This is a genomic window from Gorillibacterium massiliense (genome assembly GCF_000455485.1).
In the GTDB taxonomy this organism is placed as follows: domain Bacteria; phylum Bacillota; class Bacilli; order Paenibacillales; family NBRC-103111; genus Gorillibacterium; species Gorillibacterium massiliense.
In genome coordinates this window covers 309,394-333,603 of the sequence record NZ_CBQR020000102.1, presented here as the reverse complement: position 1 = coordinate 333,603, position 24,210 = coordinate 309,394, and the positions used below count along the sequence as shown (strand labels likewise).

Genomic DNA, 24,210 nt, shown 5'->3' with positions numbered 1-24,210 from the left:
ATCTCAGTTTCTTTTTTATTATAGAGATTTCTTGATATCTCTAAATTAGCCTATGAATCGCATAGTTGAGGCATTTATTTTATTTCGTTGTTAACCAAAAATTCGCCGTTAGCCCGTTACGGTGAACCGTATCATAAGTAGCGGCAAGTTTTTTAAATCGTGAAATAATCCTAAAATATTCTATATGATATAGAATTATACGATAAAATATTAAATGCTATCCTAAGCCTCTGCTCGACTAAGGTATGGTTCAATGGATAGATTTTTAAAAAATGGTACACTTAGCAATAATTCGAGCAGGTGCCTTCGATTTTGTTCTATAAATGTTTCGTCATAAGGAGTGGCCGAAGTGAGTATAAAAGACAAACCCGAAGCTAGATACGGCCTTTGGCAAGCTTATCAAAGGCGGTGTGCAATTTGTTTAGAAGATTTATTTAATTATTCCGAATTAGAAATTGACCACATTATTCCTGAAAAAACATTTGAAGATAATCAAAAAGCAACAGAAGTTATAAAGAAGTTTAACTTGCCCTCCACTTTTGATTTTAATCATTTAGAAAATTTAAGACCCGCTCATCACAAATGCAACAACGAAAAGCGGGATACGGAGCTGCCGGATGAGATTGTCGCGCGTTTATTAAGGCGTGCACAAAAAAAAATAAAAGATGTGAGAAAACATATCAGGAAATTTGAAGAAGAAGCCCAGTATGCGCTTAGCATAGAAGCCATCCGAAAGCAATTAGCTGAGGGGAAGATTACAGCTGAGGAGTATACGGACCGCATCAATAATTATGTAGCCGATTTTGGTGTAGAGGAAAAAAGCCATACGTTTAATAAAAAATATTTAGAATATAGAAATAGAACAGTTATGCTGGAAGGGGATCTTCCTGCAGTAGGAGAAAGCAGAGGTTCGTGTTTATTTACATTTAATAGCTTTTACATCCGGGGAACCACCATTAATTTAGGACATAAAGAAATCCTAAGTGAATTATATCCTGGGAATAACACTCCAATAGATTTTGAAATGCGACGGTATGTTGTGGCAAAACTTGATGAAAATAATTATATGGTTCAATTAGGGAATTCAAGATTTAATCTAAGCGATGAAGAATTGGGCAATCTTTGTGCCGTTATTGATAAATTTATTGTTGAATATATTGAGGCTATCCGCTTGACAGAAGAAATCTTGGATTGCAGAGAATTCATTCCTAACCATTATCATCCGGATGAATATCATTTAATTAAGGTCGGTATGGATGTTTGGAGAAAAATTCTTATGTTTTCCAGAGAGTACGATTATGAAAATGGCGATTCCGATTGGCATATCTTTGATGCGACTGGAAATAATATGTTGAAAATTTATATGAAGAAAGCAAATGAAGACCATAACGAAGGATTTAAATGTATCATTCACAGCTTCATAGAAGATCACTATAGCTGGACGCCTTCAGATAAGGTGTGGTTATTATGGAATAAATCAGGCTTGTCAAAGAAATATGGACCAAGAGACTATTGGACTGTGAGTAATGCCTACGCATGGTTAACGAAAGAATTATTACCCAGAGTAATCCAAGAGAATAACGCTGCGCAAACGAAGGTCTTTTTAAAAAAGACACAGCCTAATCATATAGAGATTACTGATTATTACAGTGATGGAGAAGTGCGATATCTTAATTTGAATTATGTTATAAACTCGTTCCAACTTATAACTTTAGTAAATGAAGTGCAATTATTTTATTCAAAAAATGAATATGTGTGTATGAACAAAAGCGAACTCATCAAGCTTTATAAAGGGATATTAAAAAGCATCAATTCATGCAAAAAGCTGCGATATCATTATATATGTTCAAAACTCGGGATCGATCAAACTGAGAGTAAAGAGGATATTCGAAGCTTCATGAATCATAAGATTGAAGACTATACTCATTTAAGCGGAAACAGCGAGGGGTTAGTAAAAATTTATTCTCATCAGATCAATGATCTTTTCAGAGTTCTATACGTTAATCTGCAAGACATGGAAATTGAATTGGACATAAGAGAGATCAAAGATTATTTAGTTTCAATAGATTGGTTTATACAAGATTTTAATACAACTAGATTAGTAGAATGTTATAAATAAAAAGAAGCAGCCAAGAACAGTCCAAGTTCTTCGCTGCTTATTTTCATGCTTTTCCCCTTACCCCTTGGTCGATGCCCCCCTAAAAGGGTATACCACCGGCACTTCTTCCACGTGACCGATTTCCCGCAATAGGTCCAGCATGGCCTCAATCCGGTGATGGTCGGCAAGCTCAAAACTGTCAGGGCTTAGAAAATGGAGCAGGCAGGCGGTTGCCCCGAATCCTTTACTCCAATCCGGCAGACGTGACTTCCAGAAGGCGAATACCTCTTCCAATTCCAGCGAATTCAGCGCAACAAACTTCGGCCAGGATTTTAAGACTTCGGAGATGGTTCGAGTAGCGGCTGACGGGTGGCTTTGACGCTGCCAGCCTCCGAAGTGTCATACGAGGGCCTTTTTAATTGGTTCAGGCAAAACCGATATCGGATCACAGAAAACCTTGTGCCAATCTTCCAGCGGTTCTGCCGGATATCTGGCGTAAGGGAAACGACCCAAATGTTCTTCTAGGCGCTCCTGAATGATGGCGGCAACAGCACGCTTTTCTTTTTCGCTTAAAGTAGTTATGTTACTTCTCCTTTCGGCTGTTTGCTTCACAAGAAATACTTTATGTAGTGCCTTCAGCAATTAACTTGTTACTTGCAGAAAAAGCCTGTGAAAGGATCTCGATCTCCAGCTCAATGCCTTCGGGAGTGCGCCCGTCCTTGACGTGAACCTGCTAGACCATCGTTTGGAGGAGTGTCTTCTGCATCTCTGGCGGCGACGACTTGAGCATTTCCTGGAACCGGGAGAGTGCTTGCCGGACGTGCTGGAGCGGGATGGGGTCGGAGGTACTGTCTGCCAGTTTCCTTTGTATGGTTTTCTCTTGGATGGTGAAGATGATTACGAGCATATGGCATTTGGATCAACTGAATTTTGGTGTGGTCGATGTGGACTGTATCATAATTTATCTCCAAGTAAGGTGAAACTTCTCCCGTCAATTGGTTACATTAAGCATGACTAAATCATCAGTTACATATAAGCGAAGCTCCTATCGGTGGGTGCTTTACTTTGTAGATTCTTATTATCTCAAACATAGGGTAATCAAGACTAGGAGGACGAGTAATGTGAGGATTCATAAACTAACAATTATTTACATGATGATAGTCTGCGCCGCTGCACTTTCATTAGCTTTATTTTTGGATTATAAAGGAGTAAACTTTTGGTCCAATATAGCCGTTGGAATACTATCGAGTGGAGTGCTTGCATTAATAATCTCGGTAGTTGGATACAACGTAGAACGGCGAAGAACATTAGAGGAATTTTATACTCAGGCTTGCAAAGCAGTACGGAATCTTGGGTTATATGAACATGATGAAAACGAAGAGCAAATTATGAGAACAATTATAAAGATGGCAGATTATGATTATAGTGCCTTAAATACTTCCTACGCAAATATAGACTTCATTTGGAATCCCAAGAAGCTGAGGAATCGTATTTATAACAATGTTTATTTGGAAATAGTCAAAATTAAAAATGAAATAGCGGACAAGGTAGTGCATTTCCAATGGTATTTAACCGGGAAAACAACTAATCTTCCTGTAATGCAATATTATATTAAGGAACTCGACAAAATCCTCGTAATGAGAAATGATAGCGAATTCCAAAATGAAGATGGTAGCGTAACCAAAATGAGTTATGTTTGTAATAGTACAAGCCGTATTATTGAGGAAGAGCTAAACACATGGTATTTTCAATTGATGTATGGGAAAAAGGCTAGCACAAAAGTACCAACCAAAGAATAATTCTTATAAATTATGTTCCTATACAGTCGCAGCGCATTTTTCGCCGATAGCCCCGTTAAGCTGAACCCTATCACAAGTAACGGCGAAAAAAAGGGAGTGTGCGGACACTCCCTTTGAGCTAATATTGTCTGTTATCAAATGTCTACTTCACATTAATCCAATAAGGCGAACCACACAGTATGCTTATACCCCAACAGCAGCAACCTAATATGTAAAATGTAGAAACCACATAGACCACTTAATTTGCCGTCTTATTGACAAAATCAATCTCATTTCTGATCCCTTTATGGGCGTCATTCCACAGGCCCTTTATCAGGCGAATGCGCAGCAGGCATGTGTTAGGGTCTTCGTCGTTATTGGCTTCGTTATACCACTCGGCGAATATTGTGCGCAGCTTTGTCATCATCTCCGCGTTTTTCTCGTCACATACCCAGCCCAGGTTTTCACCGATACCATCGGCCGTAAAGTTTTCGACGATGATACAAACGGCAACTTCGGGGTTTTGAGCGATCTGCTGCATCTTGCCTGAGGTCGCGTAAGTGACGGTGTAGAACGCGCCGTCCTCATAATAGGCGTCCACAATGCGGGCGGCGGGGCGGCTTTTGCCATTGGCCCCCGGTTCCAGCGCGATGGTGGACAGAGAGATCAGGCCGTCCTTGTTACCCACTTGTTCTTCCAGCAGCTTCATGGCTTCGTCGTACTTGCTCATTATATTACCTCCTAAAGTGTCGTAAGGCATACATTATTGAGCTTATCATTGTAAAATCTTAGTGCATGTGAAGAATAATACGACAAAATAATAAATCGCTACGCCTTTGGCTGATTACGACACGGCAAGCAAGATTCACCGGATGATCACGGAGCATGATTCGGCAGCAGAAAGGGCCACCCGATAGGTGTGCTATCGAGTCGCCATTCCCCATTATTCGTCTATACAAACATATCAAGGCACCCCTTTGGGGTGCCTTTCGATTTCGCTGTTAGAGTGATACGGTGAACCATATCATAAGTAAGCACAAAGTCATCGTTAATTGAAGCGTCAAAGAACAATTCAATGTCCTTGACGCTTCTTTCGTCGGGGTTGTTTCCAACGTTAACAGTGATCTTGTTTATGATGGAGTGAAGTAGGTCTTTTTGTTTCACTGGTTCAACCTTCGTTATTACCGTTGAGAAGCCCGTTAAGACTTGATGAACCTGCTCAAAAGACACCTCTTTTATGGTTGGTCTATTGAGTTGTATATAAACATTTTTGAAATATTTCAATAGTTAAATTAGACTTATTGACACATAGTTTGAAGAGTAATAGAACCTTGTCAATTTGTATAGTTTTTGACATTGTGAGGATGGCAGAAACGGGAGTGTGTGGGCTTCGGTATTTGTCCTTCATTAGGATGGTTTGCAAGCCTATAAGCCGTTAAAATGGATTGTAAGCGGTCTGAGATATTAAGGGGCGGGGGTGGTTTACATCTGTTTCATGTTTGTTGAGTTCAGATATGCCGTAGGCACATCCTTCGACCGACTATATGATTATTTCTGAACGATAACGATATATAAGTATGTTCCAATATATGGTGGGATGGGGATGGGTATACAGTTTCGATTAATACAAAGAAAGTGAGACGATAGAAAGTTATGATGGAAGAAATAGCGGAAAAACTAAAAGAAATATTTGGTGATATTAATTTGGTTCGTCTTACAGGCGGATACACTAATCTTACATTTCTTGTCGAGGGTACTAATCCATTATTAGTGGCTAAGGTTGTCCATTTATCTAATGAAGATACAATGAATGAGGTTAATTGTTTGAATTTTTTACAGGGGACGGGTGTTACACCCATCATTCATGATGTAGTGGACATTTCTAGTATGAGAATTGTATTAATGGACTATAAGAATGGTATTCATGGACAGTCTATCCTTGATTCGGAAGACTGGGAGAGAGGAACGATATTATATAAGGGTATTGGTAAATTATTGGCACTTCAAATACATACAAACGACTTTAATGGAAATGACAAAGGGATAAGAAAAAGTAATATTGCTATGTTAAAGGATGCGGATTTAGATTTGGATTACGTACCAGTTGAATTAACTAAGCAGTCAAAGGAGATTTTATGTAGGGCTGAGTTGAACGAGGAACAATGGGTATTGACTCATGGTGATTATGGGTCACATAATGTCCTGTTTGAAACAGAACATAATGTGAATATATTAGACTGGGAATGGGCTGAATGGGGAAATCCTTTGAATGATATAGCTTGGGTGTGTTGGTTTACAAAGCTTCATTACTCTGAAAAAGCACTTTTACTGATTACAGCATTTATCAACGAATACATATCCCATTATCCCTTAGTCATTTCGTCAGAACAATTAAAAGCATGTTGTGTGTATAAAGTTTGGAATATTCTTATAAGAGTAAGTAATGCTCCAGTAGAAGTTCAAAACGAATGGGTTAGACGTTTAGAGTGGACAATCAAAACAGATTTTTCTGACGTATGTCAAACGATTGCTTAACGGTATACGTAAAGGAGAAATTCTATCCAAAGAAAAGTCAACCCTTGTTAGGATTGGCTCTTCTTTTCTATATACTGATATATACTTTGGGGTCAAACCGCACTTTGTGCTTAGATACATTACGGTGAACCGTATCATAAGTAGGGCGAATCTAGTAATTTGAGTGCAGGGCATAATTTATGGGTAAGCTGCTACGGATTAATATCCTTGCGCTCGATATTACGGAACGATGCATAAGCGATGATCGCTCCAATCCACGACAGGGTAATGGGGATGGCGACTATCGAGTTAAGCGAGAAGCCGTTTGAATTGCTGCACACGATAAAGATGATCAGAATGGACGTAACAATCGTCGCCGCTGTGGAATACTTCCTCATGCCGAAGAATAGTGGGATCAGACTCATGAAACTGGCTGCAATGGCGTTCATGAGGAAGGAAAGCACCTGCCAGATGACAACGTCCTTCGTTAACGTCTCGTGCATGAATTCGTGATAACGGTTGACGACCAGCATAAGGGTGCTGACGACCAAATCGGTGATCACGATGGAGATGAACGTGAACGAGAACACGATGAATAGCTTCGCGATTATCAGTTTCTTGCGGCTGATCGGGTACGTAAACAAGACGGAGATCGATTTGGTCCTGTATTCTTCTATAATGAAGCGCGAGAGCAGGACCGCAGCGAATACGATGAATGTCCCTCTTGTGAAAATGTCAATCGTACTGAACAGAGCCTTAAAATCAGGAAGATCCTCACTTGACGATGGGTCAAAGGCGATTGAGCATATCAACCCAAAAATACAAGCCATCGCGATAAAAGCTCCAATAACGTAACCGGTGATCTTGTGTTTTCTAATCTCGAGTTGGATTAGCTTAAGCACTCTGCCCACCCCCGTTCAATAAGCTGAGGAAGTACTCTTCAAGAGAGCTGTTCTTCTGATGGATCGACTCTACGGCTACGTCGTTCAAGATAAGAACCTTATTGATTTGGGGAAGCGGAGTCGAGAGATCATAGACCCGAATCGTGCGATTTCCGATGACGCGGATATTCGAGATATTAAGATGGTGAGAGAGCACGAAAGATGCTTTCACACAGTCGTTTGTATGGAATTCAATGTATTCGGCATTCGTCTCGCGGACCTGTTCAAGAGAGACCTCTTGGATCAGCCGACCATGGTTGATGACCCCGATCGTATCCGCCAGCTGCTCGATCTCCGCGAGGAGGTGGCTGGAGATCAGAATGGAGATCCCGTATTCTTGGGAGAAGGTACGCAGCAGTTGCCGGATCTCTTTGATGCCGATTGGATCGAGCCCATTAATCGGTTCGTCGAGGATGAGCAATTCCGGTTTTGTCACGATGGCCCTCGCAATGCCCAAGCGTTGCTTCATCCCGAGTGAGAAGTCTTTGATGGGCTTGCCGTCGATGCCTCGCAACTGAACCAAATCCAGCACCTCATCGATTGCTCTCTGGTTGTAATAACCCATGTATTCGCAATGAAGCTCCAGGTTGGCTCGGGCAGTCAGCTTGTCGTAGAAAATAGGGTACTCGATAATCGAGCCCATCCTGCCTAGCATGGAGTAAGAGGTTGGAGTCAACTTCTCGCCGAACAGCTCAATCTCCCCGGATGTTGGTTTAATAAGATTGGTCAGCATTTTCATAATTGTGGTCTTGCCCGCTCCGTTTGGTCCAAGGAAACCATAGATTTCCCCTTTTTTGACCCTCATACTCACTTCGGATACGGATTCTTTGCCCTTGAACGTCTTGGACAATCGATGTGTCTGCAGAACGTAAGTCATGGATCCTCTTCCCTTCCCTCCGTTGTTAGGAAAATCATAACGGATGAAATGGCGCATTTTCCTTACTCGTTCCTTACGAATTTCTTAAGTTGAGTTTCTTTAACCGAACCGAGAAGACGGTCCGCACGTAAGGCGTGCTATTCAGTTCAATCGATCCTCCCATGGCATCGGCAAGCCTTCGGGCGATCGCCAGCCCGAGACCGCTTCCTTGGATCTTCTTATTCCGGGAGTCGTCCAACGTGTATAATCGTTCGAAAACGAGATCCTGATGCGCCGCGTCGATTCCTTTTCCCCGATCCCACACTTCCACAAGAACGAATGCTTCTTCATCCCTCAGCGTCAGGCCGATTATTCCGCCGTCTGCTCCGTAACGAAGTGCATTGGAGATCAGGTTGTCCAAGACTCGCTTCAAGGCATCGTTATTGCCAAGCGCATGCCTATCTCCTGGAGGAATATCGAGGGATACCTCGAGCCCGCAATCTTCGATCTGTTCATGGAACTGAAGAATGCTAAGTCTGCAGGACTCACTAACGTTTATTCGGCTCAGAGGGATATCGACGTCATCGGATTCGAGCTTGGCCAAGTCAAAGAAAGTATCAATCAATTGGATGGCTTCCGTCGTTTTGCCGAACAGCTTGGCTAACAGCTCGTTTCGCTCGTTCTCCTCGATATGGGGTCGCATATGAAGCGTCTCCGCATATCCAAGAACGACCGTCAGCGGCGTTCTCAGATCGTGGGAGATATTCGCAAGCATCTTGCGAGATGCGATTTGGGTCCTTGCGTACTCCGCCGACGCTTTCAGGTTGTTATCGAGCAACTGGTTGATATCGGTCATGAGTATCTGAAGTTCAGAATCCCGGGTCATGTGGAGAAGCCTCTCTCCCGAACGGCTCTCCACAATCTGCCCTAGCTTGCTGCGAATCTGCCGCAGCTCTGAAGTTCTCCTGGCATTCGATCGAAGACGTGCGGCGAGGAAGCTAGCGAGAATGACGATAACGCAGAGAAGGAGGACGTTCATCTCATCAGCCCTCCCATTTGTAGCCGATTCCCCATAAGGTCTTGATGAAAGTCGGATGGGAAGGATCGTCTTCGATCTTCTCTCTTAACCTTCGGATATGAACGTTAATGACGTTCTCGTCTCCCAAATAATCGTCATTCCAGATAAGTCCGTAGAGTTGGGATTTGGTGAAAACCCGGTTTTTGTTCGTCGCAAAAAGCTTAAGAATATCGAACTCCTTGGCTGTCAGCCGCACTTCTTGGCCTTTTTTCTTTATAGAAAACTTCTCAAAGTCCAGCTCTAGGTCGCCAATGATAACGGGCGGCTCTACCTGTCGTTCCGCGTTTGAATAAACCGTGGCTCTTCGAATAGCTGCCTTCATCCTTGCGGACAGTTCAATCGTCGAGAAAGGCTTCTGAATGTAGTCATCTGCTCCAAATCCGAGACCCAGTGCTTTGTCGATATCCCCGTCCTTAGCAGACATGATGAGAATCGGCAGCTTGTTTCGCTCTCTGATCCTGCGAATGACCTCCATACCGTCCAGCTCCGGCAACATGAGATCGACAAGGACAAGGTCGTACTCCTTGTTCGAGAACAGCGCCAATCCTTCCATGCCATCTGCTGCCGCATCGATCAGGAAGCCTTCGCGGCTAAGGGCGTTACGAAGCATCTCAATAATGGAAGGGTCATCTTCTATGATTAAGATGCGATGTGCTCCAGACATAATCCACCCACCAATTCCTACACTTCTTTTGTACCATCTTATCAGAAAATGAGGCTGAGTTGCTTATCCATGATTCGAAGCACCCAGACAAATGGGGACCTTTTGATTTCGCTCTATAGATGTTACGGTAAACCTTATCATAGGTAGGGCGGAATTTTTTAGCATAACTCAGGTTCGTCATATCCCCAATTCTGTTCAATATCTCCATCAGGTTCGATATTATTTCGGATCTTGACGGAGCGATATGAGATGCCCTTTGCGGCGAGCCAAAATCAGCATAGGAATGGCGATCAACAGACTGATTATTACGGGCATTATTGAAGCTTCAAGGCCAAATTGGCCTCCAGTGAGAAGGGCCGGGCCTGTAACTTCGACCGTAAAAAGACCTGAGGAGGGATGGCCTGAGACGGGAATACCTAAGAGTCCCTCTATTGTATTCCAAAAGAAATGCAGGCTAACGATAAACCAAACATTGCGCCGCCAAAGGAAGGCTGCACCCAGTAATACACCAGCTTCAATGGTAATAGAGAGGGCTCCCCAAGCCGTAGCTCCTGGGTTGCCTAGGTGAGCGATCCCAAAGAAGAGGGAGGTTAGGGTCAGTGCAAACCAACTTCCACCCATTCTTTCAATTGCTTGAAAGGCGAGCCCCCGAAAGATCAATTCTTCTACGAAGGCAGCGACGAGTTGTGTGGTGATAATCGGCCAAACGATAGAGCCGACGTTTTCGTTTGACCACTTGAATGAATACCCGCCAAGCAAGACGATGAGGGCTGTTGAAACGATGATAAAGATAAGGCCGACGACTGCGCCGAGAATAACCTCCGACACCGCACGCCGTTGGAACAGAAGTTCAGGAACCGGTCGCCGCGCCAGAAATTTCATTGCGAGCCAGTAGATAAAGATTACAACGGCGCTTCCGACAAGCGTCAATATGACGGACCCAAGTGCTTTTAAATCTTTGGATAACAAGTTGAAAGTCACGTTGGCGAGGATGATTCCAAGCGTTCCCACGAGCATCCAGGTGAGGGGGAATTGAAAGAACGAAACAAACTTAGATTTTCTCCTACCGCTAAGCACTTCATTTTCGTGTGTATTAGTCTTTCTCATTAGAAGTGATCACTCCTCTTCCCCTGACGGGATATCTGTTTATGTTCCGATATTGCAGGATACAAATCACACTATACTTTAAAAAAGTCATACATCAGAAGTACCGTTTAGTCATATCAGGGTCATATGACTTTAGCAAAATCAAAGCCGACATCCGTTACGGTGTCGGCTTTGAGCAGATTTATTATGGGATCTCATTCTTCATATGGTGTATTTAATAAGGATCTATAATCCCTGTTTCTCTAGCCTTATAGGCAGCTTCTCTTCTTCCTTTTACATTCAATTTCGAATAAATATTCGAGATGTAGTTTTTAACCGTACCTTCACTAAGATATAATGCCTTAGCGATATCCTGATTGCGTAGACCTAACGCCAGCTTATGAAGAACTTCGACTTCGCGGTTGCTAAGTCCGAATTCATTGTTTTTCTCAAGCAATCCGGGTTCCAAGGCGCTTGTATCCATAGTCGATGAATTACCGCTTTTCAGCATGCTTTTAATCATTTTGTCTGCCATTTCTGGCGAAATGAGTGTGCCTCCTGTGTGAACCACCCGTATGCCGGCGATAAGGTTTTTGGGATGGATGGCTTTGAGTAGGAAGCCTTCAGCTCCATGGCTTAGCGCTGCCAGAACATATTCAACTTCTTTGTACGAAGTTAGAATAATAATTTTCGTTAACGGGAATCGAGGCTTGATCTTCTCTGTAGCAACAACGCCATCCATAATCGGCATATTTATATCCATGAGGATGATATCCGGTTGGGATTTTTCACAATAGGTAATCGCTTCTTCACCATTCTTAGCCAATCCCACAACCTCGATATCGTCTTCCATTTCTAGGACTATATTTAGACTTTCAAGGATCAATTCCTGATCATCAACTAGGAGTACTTTTATTTTTGGCATCCAACGTATCTCCTTTCAGTGGTATTTCGCATCTGACTTCAGCGCCAGTGACCGCCAAGGCGGAGATGGAAAAGGTACCTCCCAGCATCTCAATCCGATTCTTCATTGTTGTCAGGCCGAATCCATACTCTATCTTACCTAAGGGCTTTCCATTATTTTGAACGGTAACTCGCAAAGTGGATGGAGAAAAGTGGAGACTCAACTCAATTTCCGTTGCCTTTCCATGCTTGAGTGCATTCGTAAAAGACTCTTGTATCACCCGAATTATCGATTGCCGCACTTCGAAACGAATGGTCCGTTCTGTTCCGTTCAGCGTGAGACGAATGACCGTCCCGGTATGTTCTCGAAAGGTGTTGACGAGTCTCTCGACGTGGTCCACTAAACTTATATCCTCTTCCTCCCCCATCTTGTGCACGATGTCCCTCATTTCATCCAAGTTTTGTTCCGTCAGTCCCCTTATACCAACCAATTTCTCCTTGGCTAGATTTGGATTTTTGTCTAGAAGTGCAATAGCAGCATCGAGACTCATAATAAGGGAAATAAAAGAGTGTCCTAACGTGTCATGCATCTCCTTGGACATACGACTTCGTTCCTCCAGCAGAGTCATCCTTTCGATCTCGGCAGCATATTGGGTTAACAATTTATTTTGTTCATCAATTTCTTTAGCCAATTTATTTTTCTCATGATAGGCTATGGCAATGAAGTTGACCCAAATCCCGATAAAAGAGAAAAGAAAGTTATCTGAGCTTGAACCGAGCGCCAAGTCCCATGTAACTTTTCCGAATAACATGCTGGTAAAGGGTAGTAATAATAGTACCGGCACAGTCCAGGCCGTCTTTCTGGTCAATAAGTAACCGATTGTAAGACTCGGAATAAGATAATCGACACTCCCCAAATGATCGGCCTGCATGAACGATTTCATATAAAAAGATCCTCCAAGCAATAGTTCAAGTAAGATGAACCATTCCTTGTTCTTCCTTAGCTGCGGAAACCAGAATAAAATGGGGATAATAAAGGCCGCTAAGAGCCATACGATGTTCACGAGCAATCGAGGCGAATATTCATTCCCCGTTAAAATATGAAATAACAGCAACATATAGTAATAGGACCTGAGCCCAAATATCCCCCAGTCCATGAAATAAAAAACTTTTTTCATAGGTATCCTTCCTTACTAAAGAATATCTAATGGTTTTCCTTGATTATACAATAAATACGGAACACACCGAAGGAAGCTTGGATGGCTTGCGGGGCAGGTGCGAAGGGGGGAGGACTCGGTGAAACGATTGATATGAAGGATTCCGCAGTGAAGATAGCGAATATATTTCGGGCCAGACGGTCTTGATTATCGGCACTACCGGCATCTCTGGCAGCTTGGTCGTCCAAATTGCCAAAGCACTAGGAGTCCATAAAGTGATCGTAGCCTCATACTATATGCGAACCCCCTTCTGTTCACTAGCAATAGAAGGGGGTTGCTTGTAGTTTAGTACTGTTAGTAAAGTTAGAAACTTGTTACTAAACGTGCGATTCTCCGTTTACAGCTAGTTGGTAGATCCACAACAAAGACAGGGCTATCCCTTATGGGACGGCTCAACCTGTTGAAAAACTTCAGCAGGCTTTTTTATTATTTGGGAGTTTTGTGACTTTCTATGGATAATGGGACTCCCTCATTAGAAATGTTTGGCAACTTCCTTGGCATATGCAATTGCTTTTTCTTTTACAGACAGAGCCTGATCTGTTAATGCCGTTCCTTCCACAAAAATTGACTCTATCGATTTAACCCCATAGAACTGTAGAACCTTATTCAAATAGCTGTATCCCATCTCAAGTTGGGCAAGAGGACCTTCCGAATAAACGGAACCGCTAGCTTGAATGTGCAAGGCTTTCTTGTCTGGTAATAGTCCCACAGGGCCTTCTTTGGTGTATTTGAACGTCTTTCCCGGAATTGATGTAGCATCCGTGTATGCTTTCAAAACTGGTGGGATCGAGAAATTCCACATCGGAGATACATATACATACTTATCAGCGGTTACGAATTGATCAACAATTACCCCAAGACGATCTACTTTTGATTTCTCAGCATCCGTTAATTGATCGAACGATGAACCAGACCGAAGCTTTTCCCAACCGCGTAAAACATCAGCATCGAATGGGGGAACGTTCTCTCTGTACAGATCCAAATGAACAACTTCATCTGCCGGATTTACTTCGCAGTACGCTTCAATAAATGCTTTGCCTACCGTGAGGCTATAAGATGCCTGATGATCAAGGGGATGCGCGGTGATGTACAGTACAGTTGCCATTAATCAATCTTCCCTTCTGTAATCAGATTCAATTACCCTTCCTAGGGTGATCATAAAATACAAACTTACTTTTGTTAAGTAGGCACAATAATGTGCTATAGTATTAAAAAAGGTACCTTAAGGGGGATTGTGATATGCAGAAGAACCCTGATCAATGCCAGTTCGTTGTGGCGATGGATTCGATCGTCGGCAAATGGAAGCCGACTATCCTCTATCATTTGCTTCAAGGTAAACCTTTGCGGTTCAATGATTTGCGAAGATTGCTACCTGATATTACTCAAAGGATGCTTACACTCTGTCTGCGTGAATTGGAGGAGGAAGAGATCGTTAAGCGAGTCGTTTATCCGCAAATTCCGCCGAAGGTGGAATACTCCATCACGGAATACGGTGAGAGCTTGTCACCGGTTTTGGAAACCTTACATCAGTGGGGAATGGCCCATGTTGAGCGAAAGCGGCTCAAAAAGGCGAAAAGCGAACAAACAGAAACGGACTAGCATTCAACATCATGCAAGTCCGTCTCATTCTAAACTGAGTCACAATATATCCTCAGCATACCGAAAATAAATTGGCATCAAGCTATTGAAGTTGTTTTGTTGATTCATTAACCATCTTTTTATTATTACTGCCCCAGACTCGCATTAAATTAAAGATCTTGTCCAGTGGCACGAGAATTGATTTGAGTGTTGCCGGAGTTAATATGATAAGCTTAAACAAGCTAATGTAAAATATGGAAGCAAGTTTGCTGACTCATGGGAATTAGGAGAGGAAGGGAACTGCTGTTGAGTGGATTCAAAAATATGAGTAAGGTTCTATCCGTGGTTACAGTGTTGGCGCTGGCGAGCACTTTGTATCTTCTTTACTTAAAAGACAAGAGTGATGATCGAAGGCACTCTCTTCAGGAACAAATTAACCAAGTATTCCAGGGTCAATTCTATCAGGTGGGTGAATGTTTCGGTGTTAACTTAGACGATGATGCAGCATACACCCGATGTATGGCTACTGTCAATGCTGTTTCAGTTATACCAGAATCAATTACAACATTTAAAAACAATGAGGGTGTATCATACGGCCTCATCATGAGTAATCTATATATAGCGATGACTATTTCAAAAAATAAGCCATTGATTATCGACCACCAGAAGCAAATGTATGATTTATTTTTGCGTTTATCTGGGAATCCAGAGGATCCGGACTTATTCAAACAATTGAAAGATTTTGTAGGTAGTCTAGACAAGACGGTGAGCCCTATCACAAACCATAAATGACGCATTAAAAGTACAAACCTCTTTCGATCATGAGAGTGGGTTTGTGCTTTTACTTATTCTTAAGATCCATCTTGTTGCGGTATCTATACGATGTATAGCAGAGCCATCCCTTCAATTAATCTTTGTACCGGTCATTCTGATAGGAAATTTTATGAAATTGACGTAGGTAATAACCTTTTTATTAGTGAATATCCATTATATCAATACAAACTAATCCTATAGTGGATATCGGAGGAATATATGGAGAAAATGAAAGCGATCATAACAACAAGATATGGTTCACCTGAAGTGCTTCAAATCAAAGAGGTTGAAAAACCTCATCCACGAAAAAATGAAGTTTTGATTCAAGTTAGAGCAATAGCCGTTACTTCGGGTGACTGTAGATTACGAGCTTTCAATCCCCCAAATTTGATTTCAAGTATACCCATGAGATTGATGATCGGGATTTTTAAACCCCGGAGACCTATTCAAGGTTTATGGCTTGCTGGAGTGATTGAAGAAACAGCAGAGTCGGTTAATCAATTTAAAATTGGGCAACCCGTTTATGCACGAACACTAGATTTGAAATTCGGGGCCAATGCTGAATATGTTTGTTTGCCGGAGAATGCGATAATTGGATTAAAACCGGGGAGTCTGACATTCGAGGAAGCAGTATCTATTCCATTTGGTGGCCTGTCGGCATTGCATTTTCTTAAAAAATCAAATATTAATAAGGGTGATACTATTCTTATTTATGGTGCATCCGGTTCGGTTGGGACATCTGCCATACAACTTGCAAATTATTTTGGTGCAGAAGTAACTGCTGTGTGTAGTACAGAAAATATGGAATGGGTAAAAAAGCTCGGAGTGGATAAAACGATTGATTATAAAAAAGAACAATTAACAAATTGCAAAGACCGCTTTGATATTGTATTTGATGCTGTTGGCTATATAGATCGTTCAGTCGTCAAAAGATTATTGAAACCGACGGGTAATTTTGTTTCAGTCATTCATTCAGGACATGCACAATCAGGGGTAAAAGAGTTGAATTTTTTGACCGATTTGGTTGAAAAGGGACAACTCAAGCCCGTGATTGATAAGTGCTATTCTTTCGAAGAGATGATTGAAGCTCATCGATATGTTGATAAAGGACATAAAAAAGGAAATGTAGTGATTAAAGTAAATGAAAAATAACGAATTTGAGTTTATGAGTATTGTATACTGTATATTCGGTCTCGTAGCCAAGGTTACGGTGAACCGTATCACCACAAGTAGGGCGAATCTATTTATTTGATTACAGGGCTTAAATGTACGGATATGCGGTTACGGGTTAATATCCTTGCGCTCTATTGCGGAACGAAGCATAAGCAATGATCGCTCCAAACCACGACAAGGCGATGGGGATGGCGACAATTGAACTGAGCGAGAAACAACATCAAGGAGCCGACGATCAGATTGCAGGGCACGATGGAAATGAACGAGAACGAGAACGAGAACGAGAACACAATGAATAGCTTCGCTATCATCATTTCTTGCGATTGATGGGATACATAAAATTCCTGGAGGCAGAGGTAAAATTGAAATACTACCCATTTGACTATGACAAGTCCCGTCCCTTTCTTCAACAGGTTGGAGAGTGGGTCGCGGATGTGTTTTACGATATATTGCCGGAAGCCGGCTTTGAGGTTCGCGATGAGCAAATCTATATGGCTTATCAACTGGAGAGAGCCTTCGCCCAGAAGACGACCATCTTCGCGGAGGCAGGTGTAGGAACGGGCAAAACGCTAGTCTATCTGTTGTACGCAATTTGTTACGCTCGCTATACGCGTAAGCCGGCAATCATTGCCTGTGCTGACGAATCTTTAATCGAGCAATTGGCCAAGCCGGAAGGGGATCTTGCCAAACTGGCTCGACATTTGAACCTTACGATCGACGCGAGAATGGCGAAGTCCACGGATCGTTACCTTTGCTTGGACAAGCTGGATCAAGTACAAACCGATGACGAGGATCCGGACTTGTACAGAGCGGTGCGCGATGAATTGCCCCGGTTTGTCCATCAATATGAAGCGATGCAATCGTTCCACGCTTACGGAGATCGTAAACAATATCCCCATTTGAACGATCATCAGTGGAACAAGATCAGTTGGGACTCGTTTCAAGATTGTTTTTCTTGCGAACAAAGACACCGCTGTGGACAGACGTTATCCCGTGAACACTATCGGAAGTCCAGTGATTTGATCATTTGCTCCCATGATTTCTATATGGAACACGTATGGACGTATGAAGGTCGAAAGCGGGAGGGACAACTTCCCCTGTTGCCGGATTCCTGTGCCGTTGTATTCGACGAGGGGCATCTGCTCGAAGCGGCTGCACAGAAGGCGTTGACCTACAGGTTAAAACACTCCGTATTCGAAGAGTTGATCACTCGATTGTTAAAAGGTGAAGTTCGGGAATCATTGGCCGTGCTTATTGATGAAGCGATTTACCGCAGTGAATCGTTGTTCAACACCCTCTCGCAGCACTGCGAGGATATACCGGGCTCTGACCGGAAACGGATTATTCTGGGCAGACCGCTGCTTGAAGAAGTGCGCATGTTTCGTCAAGTGATCGAAGCGATCGAAGATGATTTGGTTTTTGAGAGCGAGCTTTATACCCTAAACGATTACCAACTGCGTATTGTCGAGGAGCAGCTGGAGACGATCCAGAAAGCGTTAAGCTTGTTTCAAAACTCCGATGCGTTGATAAGCTGGGCAACGGAAACAGAGGACGGGCTTACCTTGGTCATCATGCCCAGAGCCGTTAAGGAAGTGTTGCATGAACGGGTCTTTGCCCTCCATATGCCGGTTGTTTTTTCATCCGCCACCTTATCCGTGAATGGTTCATTCGATTATATAGCGAGCAGCTTGGGAATTGACGATTACCTCTCCTTCAGCACGAAATCCCCTTATGATTATAAGCATCAAATGGAAGTCTTGGCTCCCAAATGGTCTCATGGGGCTTCGACTGAGGAGAAAATGAAGGCTACCGTTAGCCTGTTGAACCGTACCGAGGGTAGGGCGTTGATTTTATTCAATGGCAAAGAGGAGTTGCTAAAGTTTAAGGAAATGCTTCCGTCCTATCCGGAGTGTATAGATATGCGGTTCTGGTTTGAAGGAGATGCGGAAATCAGCCATCTCATTGGCTCTTTTCAACGGGATGAGGCCAGTATATTGTGCGCATTAAGTCTATGGGAAGGCCTCGACATACCCGGCCCTTCTCTTTCGAACGTCATCATTTGGTCGCTGCCTTTTCCTCCTCAAGATCCGGTGTTTATGGCAAAACGGGAGTCGTCGGTAGCGCCGTACGACGAGGTGGATCTGCCCTATATGCTTCTTCGTCTCCAGCAAGGAATGGGGCGATTGATTCGTTCTCGTGATGATCGCGGAATCGTCAGCATTTTAAGCGAGGAAATATACCAAGACGCGAAACTTCGACAGGTTATTGAGGAAATATTACCGAAGGAGGTTCCTTTGAAAGAATGGGACCTTCCACTATAGAAAAAGGGGAACCAGGACATCTTACATACAGATGTCCTGGTTCTTTGCGGTGATGACAAGCAGTCGAAGTTAAAACTCAAACGGATTATCCTGGCTTGGCTAATAACCGATAAGTCTTCCGGAACTCTATACTGGAAACATTGCTTATTCCCTATCTGGTATAATACAAGATGGAAGCTTCCATTAAGGGAGGCTTGACGAAGGAGAAATTATGACATTTGAACGATTGCAGCTGATTCCCCCTATTCTAAAAGCGCTGGCTAAGGAAAATTATACGCAACCCACTCCCATACAAGAGCAGGCTATTCCACCGGCGCTGGCAGGCCGCGACTTGTTCGGCTGCGCCCAGACGGGGACCGGCAAGACGGCGGCGTTCTTGCTGCCGATCATCCAACGGTTGAGCACGCAGCAGGGCAGCCCGAACGGCAAACGCGTGATTCGCTCGCTGATCCTGACGCCTACGCGAGAGCTGGCCATTCAGATATCCGATAACTTTAAAGCATATGGATGTTTTTCCAATCTGCGAAGTGCTGTGATTGTAGGGGGTGTCTCGCAGCAGGCGCAGGAGCAAGCGCTAGAGCGAGGCATCGACATTCTGATCGCGACGCCGGGCAGGCTGATCGACCTGATGAACCAAGGAATCGCCGATCTGAGTCATGTGCAGATCTTCGTGTTGGACGAAGCTGACCGGATGCTCGACATGGGCTTCATTCATGATATGAGGCGGATCATCGCTAAGCTGCCTGCCAAACGGCAGACGCTGTTCTTTTCCGCGACGATGCCGCCCGAGATCACGTCACTGGTGGACTCCCTGTTAATGAATCCAATGAGGATCGAAGTGACGCCGGTTTCTTCAACGGCAGAGCGGATCAAACAGACGCTTTACTATGTGGATAAGCCGAATAAGTTGCCGTTGCTTATCGACCTGCTGCAGGATAAGTCCATCGTGAGCGCCCTCGTGTTCACACGTACAAAGCACGGTGCGGATCGGCTGGTAAGAGGCTTGACGAAGGCAAAGATAACCGCCCAGGCGATCCACGGCGACAAGTCGCAGAACGCTCGCCAAGCGGCATTGAATAACTTCAAGAGTGGGGCGACCCGACTGCTGGTAGCGACGGACATTGCGGCCCGGGGTATCGACATTGATGAATTGTCCCACGTCATCAACTACAATTTGCCGAATATATCAGAGACGTATGTGCACCGGATCGGCCGCACCGGCCGGGCGGGATTAAGCGGAATTGCCATTTCATTTTGTGAACACGAGGAGATTCCCTATCTGAAGGATATCGAGAAGCTGATCAAGCAAAAGATTCCGGTGATCCGGGATCATCCGTATCCGATGACGATTTCGGCGGAGACAGCGGCAGCTCCACCGACACCCAGTGAAGCCAGCGTCCGCGGCGCATCGCCCAAGGAGGGCGGCGGCCGCCGCAGGAGACGGCGGTCCTAACAGAATGAAAAGCATAGTAGGAAGCCCAGACTTTTGCCGTTGAAAACATCGTTGTTGACGATGACTATTTGCGGCAAATAGAGCAGTAACGCGGAGTAGCTCCATCCCATATAGGATGGAGCTTTTTGCGCATCATTTTCGATAAGGAGATTAACATGCTTTCAAAACGTTCTGCCGATCTATGTTGCTCTAGGCAAAAACATAGCTGATGTTCCTTGTTTGCACATATGTTAAAGTACGTTGATATCAACCGCGGGGTGTTCTTATGGCTAGAAACAAAAAAAGTATTGGTTTACTCGATGATTTAAATGCCTTAGAGTTATCTAAAATCGGGCTAACTTTTGCTGTCATAGGAGATATAATTGGATTTTTGGCAATATTGAAAGCGGAAGAAGAAGCCGCAGTAGCAACTTCCAAAAAAGAAGAGTGGTTAAGCCCCTAGTTGAAGCGTAATCGATGAATACCACGCTCAAATTGCCCACAAAAGCCGTAAGGATAGGTTTGTTTAAGTTGAATCACCAACACAAAGAGGCCGTCGATTAGTTCGATGGCTTTTTAGCAGTCTCTTGGACCGAACAGAGAAAGGTTGGTCGTAAAGCGCCGCGGTGGATGTTGCCGATAGATCCGTAAATTTGCAGAGTGTAACAGGAACCTCGGAGACACCGTAACCAAGCACAAAACCGTTATTTCACAACCATTGTTTCATGCCCATCTTACCGTTCCCAACGATGATGTTTCTCCATAATTCGGCCATTACCTCATCTCTACATTCGGAATTTGCTCTTTACTTGAACCAGCCCTTCTCCTTGAATTGTTTGATCGCTTCGACTCGGTTACCGACTCCCAGCTTACCCAGAATAACGGATATGTAATTCCGAATCGTTCCAGGAGTAATAAACAATTCCTTCGAAATTTCCTTCGTGCTTTTGCCGTCGGCAATAAGGGTTAGCACGGCCTTCTCCCGCTCCGTTAGGGGGTTCTCCTCGCCGTATGCCTCATCCATCAATTCAGGCGCATATAGACGCCGACCGCCTACAATAATGCGGACCGAATTCGCGAGTTCCTCGCTTGGGCTATCTTTAAGCAAATAGCCATGTACACCGGCTTTGATCGCTCTTTCGAAATAACCCGCGCGGGCGAAGGTCGTGAGAATGACGACTTTGCAATTCAAGGTGAGCCCGGCAAGCTCTTCGGCCGCTTCCAAGCCGTTCTTGAGCGGCATTTCGATATCAAAAATGCAAACGTCCGGCTGATGGAGACGCGCCAGCTTGACGGCATCTTCCCCGTTGCCGGCTTTCGCGACGACGGTCATATCCTCTTCGAGCTCCAGCAATGCGGCAAGTGCGCCGAGAATCATTCTTTGATCCTCGGCAATTACGATTCGAATCATCTTCAAGCCTTCTCTCTCGGATGGGTATGGGGTACTTTCATCACAAGGGAGGAACCCGGTCCAGCACCTAGCTCCAGGCTCCCATTGATGAATTCGAGGCGTTCCTTCATCCCTTTAAGGCCGCTACCTTTGGAGTATAACGCATTCTGTGTCATTCCGATTCCGTTGTCCTCGACGGTGGTGACCAAGGCTAGGCGATCCGGCCGGATCGTGATCATACAGAGGGTGGCTCCGCTATGCTTGACGAGATTGGTGACAGCCTCTTTTAGACACATGCAGAGCACGTTCTCATTCATGAGCGATAAGTTCTGCGATTCCAAATCCCCTTCGACCATCAGTTCGATTCGAGCCGTCTTCAGCATTTTTCCGATGCGGGCCAATTCTTCCGCCAGTTTTGCGCCGCGCATTTGCGTCACGATCTCCCGCACTTCCTTCAGGGCGTTTCTCGCCGTCTGCCTGACTTCCATCATCTCCTCCATCGATTGCGAGGGGTTTTTGGCCATTAGTTTAATAGCCAGGTCGCTCTTCAGCCCGATCAGAGACAGCTGCTGACCGAGGGTATCGTGCAAATCCCTTGCGATCCGCTGGCGTTCCTCCAGCTTCACCAATTCCGAGATCCGTTTGTTCGCATCGTTCAGCCGATCTTGCAACTGCTCGTTCTTATTGCGGTTGTAGTTGGAGATGGGCAGCAGGATGACCATGATCAAACAAATGAGGACAAAGGGCAATTGACTGATGACCATCGGATGCTTGACGAGGATCGCATATTCAATCGTCGCAATCGTAAAGGTAAGGTGAATGACGTATAGCGTAATGAAGCCTTTCTTGCTCATAATGTTCCCGATTACGAAGGCGAGCAGCAGCGAGAAGTACACGAATCCGAATAAGACGGTCATGGCGATGGATACGGCAATTTGAACGCCCGACCACACATATACCTTCCACCCTTTGGTCACGAAAACAAGCACGTAAGAGACGAAGAACAGGAGAATCAGGGCGATTCCCACTGTGGTATGGGCTCTGGATGAAGTGCGAAAGATATAATAGAAGGGCAGGATAAACAAGATGGCCCATATAAAAGGATTGAGTCCGGTTGTCTTGTGCAAATTCGAACGCCACTTTTGCATACGGTTCCACCTTTTGGGATTGACTACTCGGGCTTCAGAGCCTTATCGACCGGATAGCGGCCTGCCTTTCCGATCACCGAGATTTCCGGTTTCACAGCCAGTTTTCCGCGGGCAACTCTCAGTTCGCGAAATCCGATGAACGTCTTCGCGTTCTCATCCCACAACCGGAACCGAAGGGAGCGTAGGCTGGTGCGGATGGTGATGGTCATCGCTTTCTGAAGCGGCGGAATCGCCAGATGAGTCTTTTCCAGATTGTAATTCGGTACCTTCGGGTTCAAGTGATGCACGTGATGGAAGCCGATATTGCCGGTGATCCATTGCAAAAGCCGGGGAAGCCGATAATAGGAGCTTCCTTCGACCGCGGCTTTGACGTAGCTCCACTCCTCGTCGTTCTCGAAGTAGGAATCCTCAAACTGATGTTGAACATAGAATAACCAAATTCCTAGCATTCCCGCAACCCAAAGCATCGGGCCTTGCACGAGAAGTACGCTTTTCCACCCGATTAGCTCGGTAAGTCCAACATATAAGGCGATAATCGCCACATTCGTCATATACGTATTAAGCTTCTCGCGGCGCTTCGCCCCTGGACGGTTCTTTCGGTAGGTAACGAGAAAAATCAGCAAAGGTCCGAACACCAGCATGATAAACGGATTCCGGTACAACCGGTAGGCCAGTTTGAGCCGCGTCGGTGCAGCGACATATTCATCCACGGTCATGACCCACATATCGCCAACGCCCCGTTTATCGAGATTGCCGCTTGTCGCATGATGGATATTGTGAGCGTTCTTCCATTGTTCATATGGAAAATGTGTAAGGACGCCTGTAATGTTCCCCAGCCAATCGTTCGCCCTGCGGCTTTTGAAAAACGACTGATGGCAGCAATCGTGAAAAATGATAAACGTTCGGATTAGAAAGCTCGCTGCAACGACGGCAATCGGTATCGTCAGCCAGTAGGAGATGGACAAGCTCGCATAAGCCGCGATCCACAGCAACAATAACGGCAACAAGGTGTTGAGGAGCTGACGTAAGCTGGTTGCGGTGTTCGTTCGCGCATATGGAGCGGAGTGTTTCTTCAATTCGGCAATGTTCGTTGAATCCATATGTGATTCCCTCCTGGTTGAAGCATAATCGCTGAATGTCTTTTTTAGTGATGGATCCCTTCATTATAAGGAGGAACGCTCTGCCATTTACAGTCATAAACGTCAAGATGAGAGTGTGAT

Annotated in this window: 24 protein-coding genes; 9 read left to right on the top strand and 15 right to left on the bottom strand. The window is 44.5% G+C overall.

The annotated features are described in order from the left end of the window. Positions 1–349 precede the first annotated feature (349 nt). Complete coding sequence (locus tag TJ79_RS14600; RefSeq protein ID WP_040951022.1) at positions 350–2,119, top strand: HNH endonuclease; 1,770 nt, start codon at positions 350–352, stop codon at positions 2,117–2,119. Positions 2,120–2,176: 57 nt separating this feature from the next. Here the strand turns inward: TJ79_RS14600 and TJ79_RS27260 are convergent, their stop codons facing one another. From TJ79_RS27260 to TJ79_RS28170, 3 genes are all read right to left on the bottom strand, one after another. Next, entirely contained in the window at positions 2,177–2,392 is a 216-nt protein-coding gene (locus TJ79_RS27260; RefSeq protein WP_155987894.1) for a hypothetical protein, read from the bottom strand. Positions 2,393–2,497: 105 nt separating this feature from the next. Then, positions 2,498–2,740 (bottom strand): hypothetical protein, encoded by a 243-nt coding sequence (locus TJ79_RS28175; RefSeq protein WP_155987893.1) that lies wholly within the window; start codon positions 2,738–2,740, stop codon positions 2,498–2,500. A gap of 91 nt (positions 2,741–2,831) precedes the next feature. Further along, the gene (locus TJ79_RS28170; protein WP_155987892.1) at positions 2,832–3,005 is read right to left on the bottom strand and encodes a hypothetical protein; all 174 of its coding nucleotides are present in this window, start codon (positions 3,003–3,005) and stop codon (positions 2,832–2,834) included. Between the two features lie 214 nt (positions 3,006–3,219). On the opposite strand from TJ79_RS28170, the gene TJ79_RS14595 reads away from it, so the two are divergent. Then, a complete protein-coding gene (locus TJ79_RS14595) occupies positions 3,220–3,897 on the top strand; it encodes a hypothetical protein (RefSeq protein WP_040951021.1) in 678 nt (225 codons plus the stop codon). A gap of 238 nt (positions 3,898–4,135) precedes the next feature. Here TJ79_RS14595 and TJ79_RS14590 read toward each other — a convergent pair whose 3' ends face one another. Then, positions 4,136–4,606 (bottom strand): pyridoxamine 5'-phosphate oxidase family protein, encoded by a 471-nt coding sequence (locus TJ79_RS14590; RefSeq protein ID WP_040951020.1) that lies wholly within the window; start codon positions 4,604–4,606, stop codon positions 4,136–4,138. A gap of 923 nt (positions 4,607–5,529) precedes the next feature. On the opposite strand from TJ79_RS14590, the gene TJ79_RS14580 reads away from it, so the two are divergent. After that, on the top strand, positions 5,530–6,411 hold the full coding sequence (locus tag TJ79_RS14580; protein ID WP_040951018.1) for an aminoglycoside phosphotransferase family protein: 882 nt from the start codon (positions 5,530–5,532) through the stop codon (positions 6,409–6,411). Between the two features lie 191 nt (positions 6,412–6,602). Here the strand turns inward: TJ79_RS14580 and TJ79_RS14575 are convergent, their stop codons facing one another. The 8 genes from TJ79_RS14575 to TJ79_RS14540 form a co-directional block, all read right to left on the bottom strand. Next, positions 6,603–7,292, bottom strand: coding sequence for an ABC transporter permease (locus TJ79_RS14575; RefSeq protein WP_040951017.1), 690 nt, complete (start codon positions 7,290–7,292; stop codon positions 6,603–6,605). Next, positions 7,285–8,208, bottom strand: coding sequence for an ABC transporter ATP-binding protein (locus TJ79_RS14570; protein ID WP_040951086.1), 924 nt, complete (start codon positions 8,206–8,208; stop codon positions 7,285–7,287). Before TJ79_RS14570 ends, TJ79_RS14575 begins: the two co-directional genes overlap by 8 nt. A gap of 73 nt (positions 8,209–8,281) precedes the next feature. Then, the gene (locus tag TJ79_RS14565) at positions 8,282–9,226 is read right to left on the bottom strand and encodes a sensor histidine kinase (RefSeq protein ID WP_040951016.1); all 945 of its coding nucleotides are present in this window, start codon (positions 9,224–9,226) and stop codon (positions 8,282–8,284) included. A gap of 4 nt (positions 9,227–9,230) precedes the next feature. Next, on the bottom strand, positions 9,231–9,875 hold the full coding sequence (locus TJ79_RS14560) for a response regulator transcription factor (protein ID WP_420319392.1): 645 nt from the start codon (positions 9,873–9,875) through the stop codon (positions 9,231–9,233). 273 nt (positions 9,876–10,148) lie between these two features. Then, positions 10,149–11,036 carry a CPBP family intramembrane glutamic endopeptidase gene (locus TJ79_RS14555; protein ID WP_040951014.1) on the bottom strand — a complete coding sequence of 296 codons (888 nt, stop codon included), beginning with the start codon at positions 11,034–11,036 and terminating at the stop codon, positions 10,149–10,151. Positions 11,037–11,250: 214 nt separating this feature from the next. Beyond that, complete coding sequence (locus tag TJ79_RS14550) at positions 11,251–11,940, bottom strand: response regulator (RefSeq protein WP_040951013.1); 690 nt, start codon at positions 11,938–11,940, stop codon at positions 11,251–11,253. Further along, positions 11,912–13,096 carry a sensor histidine kinase gene (locus TJ79_RS14545; protein WP_040951012.1) on the bottom strand — a complete coding sequence of 395 codons (1,185 nt, stop codon included), beginning with the start codon at positions 13,094–13,096 and terminating at the stop codon, positions 11,912–11,914. The genes TJ79_RS14550 and TJ79_RS14545 overlap by 29 nt, the downstream gene beginning before the upstream one ends. A gap of 511 nt (positions 13,097–13,607) precedes the next feature. After that, complete coding sequence (locus tag TJ79_RS14540; protein ID WP_040951011.1) at positions 13,608–14,240, bottom strand: FMN-dependent NADH-azoreductase; 633 nt, start codon at positions 14,238–14,240, stop codon at positions 13,608–13,610. Positions 14,241–14,374: 134 nt separating this feature from the next. Between TJ79_RS14540 and TJ79_RS14535 the strand changes: the two genes are divergently transcribed. From TJ79_RS14535 to TJ79_RS27245, 6 genes are all read left to right on the top strand, one after another. Beyond that, a complete protein-coding gene (locus tag TJ79_RS14535; protein WP_040951010.1) occupies positions 14,375–14,734 on the top strand; it encodes a winged helix-turn-helix transcriptional regulator in 360 nt (119 codons plus the stop codon). Positions 14,735–15,019: 285 nt separating this feature from the next. Continuing rightward, entirely contained in the window at positions 15,020–15,505 is a 486-nt protein-coding gene (locus TJ79_RS14530) for a hypothetical protein (protein WP_155987891.1), read from the top strand. A 249-nt stretch (positions 15,506–15,754) separates the two neighbouring features. Beyond that, complete coding sequence (locus tag TJ79_RS14525) at positions 15,755–16,678, top strand: NAD(P)-dependent alcohol dehydrogenase (RefSeq protein WP_040951085.1); 924 nt, start codon at positions 15,755–15,757, stop codon at positions 16,676–16,678. Between the two features lie 383 nt (positions 16,679–17,061). Next, positions 17,062–19,020: an ATP-dependent DNA helicase gene (locus tag TJ79_RS14520; protein WP_040951008.1), complete on the top strand. Its 1,959-nt coding sequence runs from the start codon at positions 17,062–17,064 to the stop codon at positions 19,018–19,020. 211 nt (positions 19,021–19,231) lie between these two features. Next, a complete protein-coding gene (locus TJ79_RS14515) occupies positions 19,232–20,473 on the top strand; it encodes a DEAD/DEAH box helicase (protein ID WP_040951007.1) in 1,242 nt (413 codons plus the stop codon). Between the two features lie 265 nt (positions 20,474–20,738). After that, positions 20,739–20,915, top strand: a complete 177-nt coding sequence (locus tag TJ79_RS27245) for a hypothetical protein (RefSeq protein ID WP_155987890.1) — start codon at positions 20,739–20,741, stop codon at positions 20,913–20,915. A 342-nt stretch (positions 20,916–21,257) separates the two neighbouring features. Here TJ79_RS27245 and TJ79_RS14510 read toward each other — a convergent pair whose 3' ends face one another. The 3 genes from TJ79_RS14510 to desA are packed head-to-tail and all read right to left on the bottom strand — an operon-like array spanning position 21,258 to position 24,090. Then, positions 21,258–21,863 carry a response regulator transcription factor gene (locus TJ79_RS14510; protein ID WP_040951006.1) on the bottom strand — a complete coding sequence of 202 codons (606 nt, stop codon included), beginning with the start codon at positions 21,861–21,863 and terminating at the stop codon, positions 21,258–21,260. 2 nt (positions 21,864–21,865) lie between these two features. Continuing rightward, positions 21,866–22,990: a sensor histidine kinase gene (locus TJ79_RS14505; protein ID WP_040951005.1), complete on the bottom strand. Its 1,125-nt coding sequence runs from the start codon at positions 22,988–22,990 to the stop codon at positions 21,866–21,868. Positions 22,991–23,013: 23 nt separating this feature from the next. Beyond that, positions 23,014–24,090, bottom strand: coding sequence for a Delta(5) desaturase DesA (desA, locus tag TJ79_RS14500; protein ID WP_052339603.1), 1,077 nt, complete (start codon positions 24,088–24,090; stop codon positions 23,014–23,016). Positions 24,091–24,210 lie beyond the last annotated feature (120 nt).

Coding starts and splice junctions, on each gene's coding strand:
- TJ79_RS14565 (WP_040951016.1), bottom strand. CDS start 9,226: ATGAACGTCCTCCTTCTCTGCGTTATCGTCATTCTCGCTAGCTTCCTC.
- TJ79_RS14555 (WP_040951014.1), bottom strand. CDS start 11,036: ATGAGAAAGACTAATACACACGAAAATGAAGTGCTTAGCGGTAGGAGA.
- TJ79_RS14580 (WP_040951018.1), top strand. CDS start 5,530: ATGATGGAAGAAATAGCGGAAAAACTAAAAGAAATATTTGGTGATATT.
- desA (WP_052339603.1), bottom strand. CDS start 24,090: ATGGATTCAACGAACATTGCCGAATTGAAGAAACACTCCGCTCCATAT.
- TJ79_RS14570 (WP_040951086.1), bottom strand. CDS start 8,208: ATGACTTACGTTCTGCAGACACATCGATTGTCCAAGACGTTCAAGGGC.
- TJ79_RS14590 (WP_040951020.1), bottom strand. CDS start 4,606: ATGAGCAAGTACGACGAAGCCATGAAGCTGCTGGAAGAACAAGTGGGT.
- TJ79_RS14515 (WP_040951007.1), top strand. CDS start 19,232: ATGACATTTGAACGATTGCAGCTGATTCCCCCTATTCTAAAAGCGCTG.
- TJ79_RS14540 (WP_040951011.1), bottom strand. CDS start 14,240: ATGGCAACTGTACTGTACATCACCGCGCATCCCCTTGATCATCAGGCA.
- TJ79_RS14550 (WP_040951013.1), bottom strand. CDS start 11,940: ATGCCAAAAATAAAAGTACTCCTAGTTGATGATCAGGAATTGATCCTT.
- TJ79_RS14560 (WP_420319392.1), bottom strand. CDS start 9,875: ATGCTTCGTAACGCCCTTAGCCGCGAAGGCTTCCTGATCGATGCGGCA.
- TJ79_RS14525 (WP_040951085.1), top strand. CDS start 15,755: ATGAAAGCGATCATAACAACAAGATATGGTTCACCTGAAGTGCTTCAA.
- TJ79_RS14545 (WP_040951012.1), bottom strand. CDS start 13,096: ATGAAAAAAGTTTTTTATTTCATGGACTGGGGGATATTTGGGCTCAGG.
- TJ79_RS14535 (WP_040951010.1), top strand. CDS start 14,375: ATGCAGAAGAACCCTGATCAATGCCAGTTCGTTGTGGCGATGGATTCG.
- TJ79_RS27245 (WP_155987890.1), top strand. CDS start 20,739: ATGGCTAGAAACAAAAAAAGTATTGGTTTACTCGATGATTTAAATGCC.
- TJ79_RS28170 (WP_155987892.1), bottom strand. CDS start 3,005: ATGCTCGTAATCATCTTCACCATCCAAGAGAAAACCATACAAAGGAAA.
- TJ79_RS14505 (WP_040951005.1), bottom strand. CDS start 22,990: ATGCAAAAGTGGCGTTCGAATTTGCACAAGACAACCGGACTCAATCCT.
- TJ79_RS14510 (WP_040951006.1), bottom strand. CDS start 21,863: ATGATTCGAATCGTAATTGCCGAGGATCAAAGAATGATTCTCGGCGCA.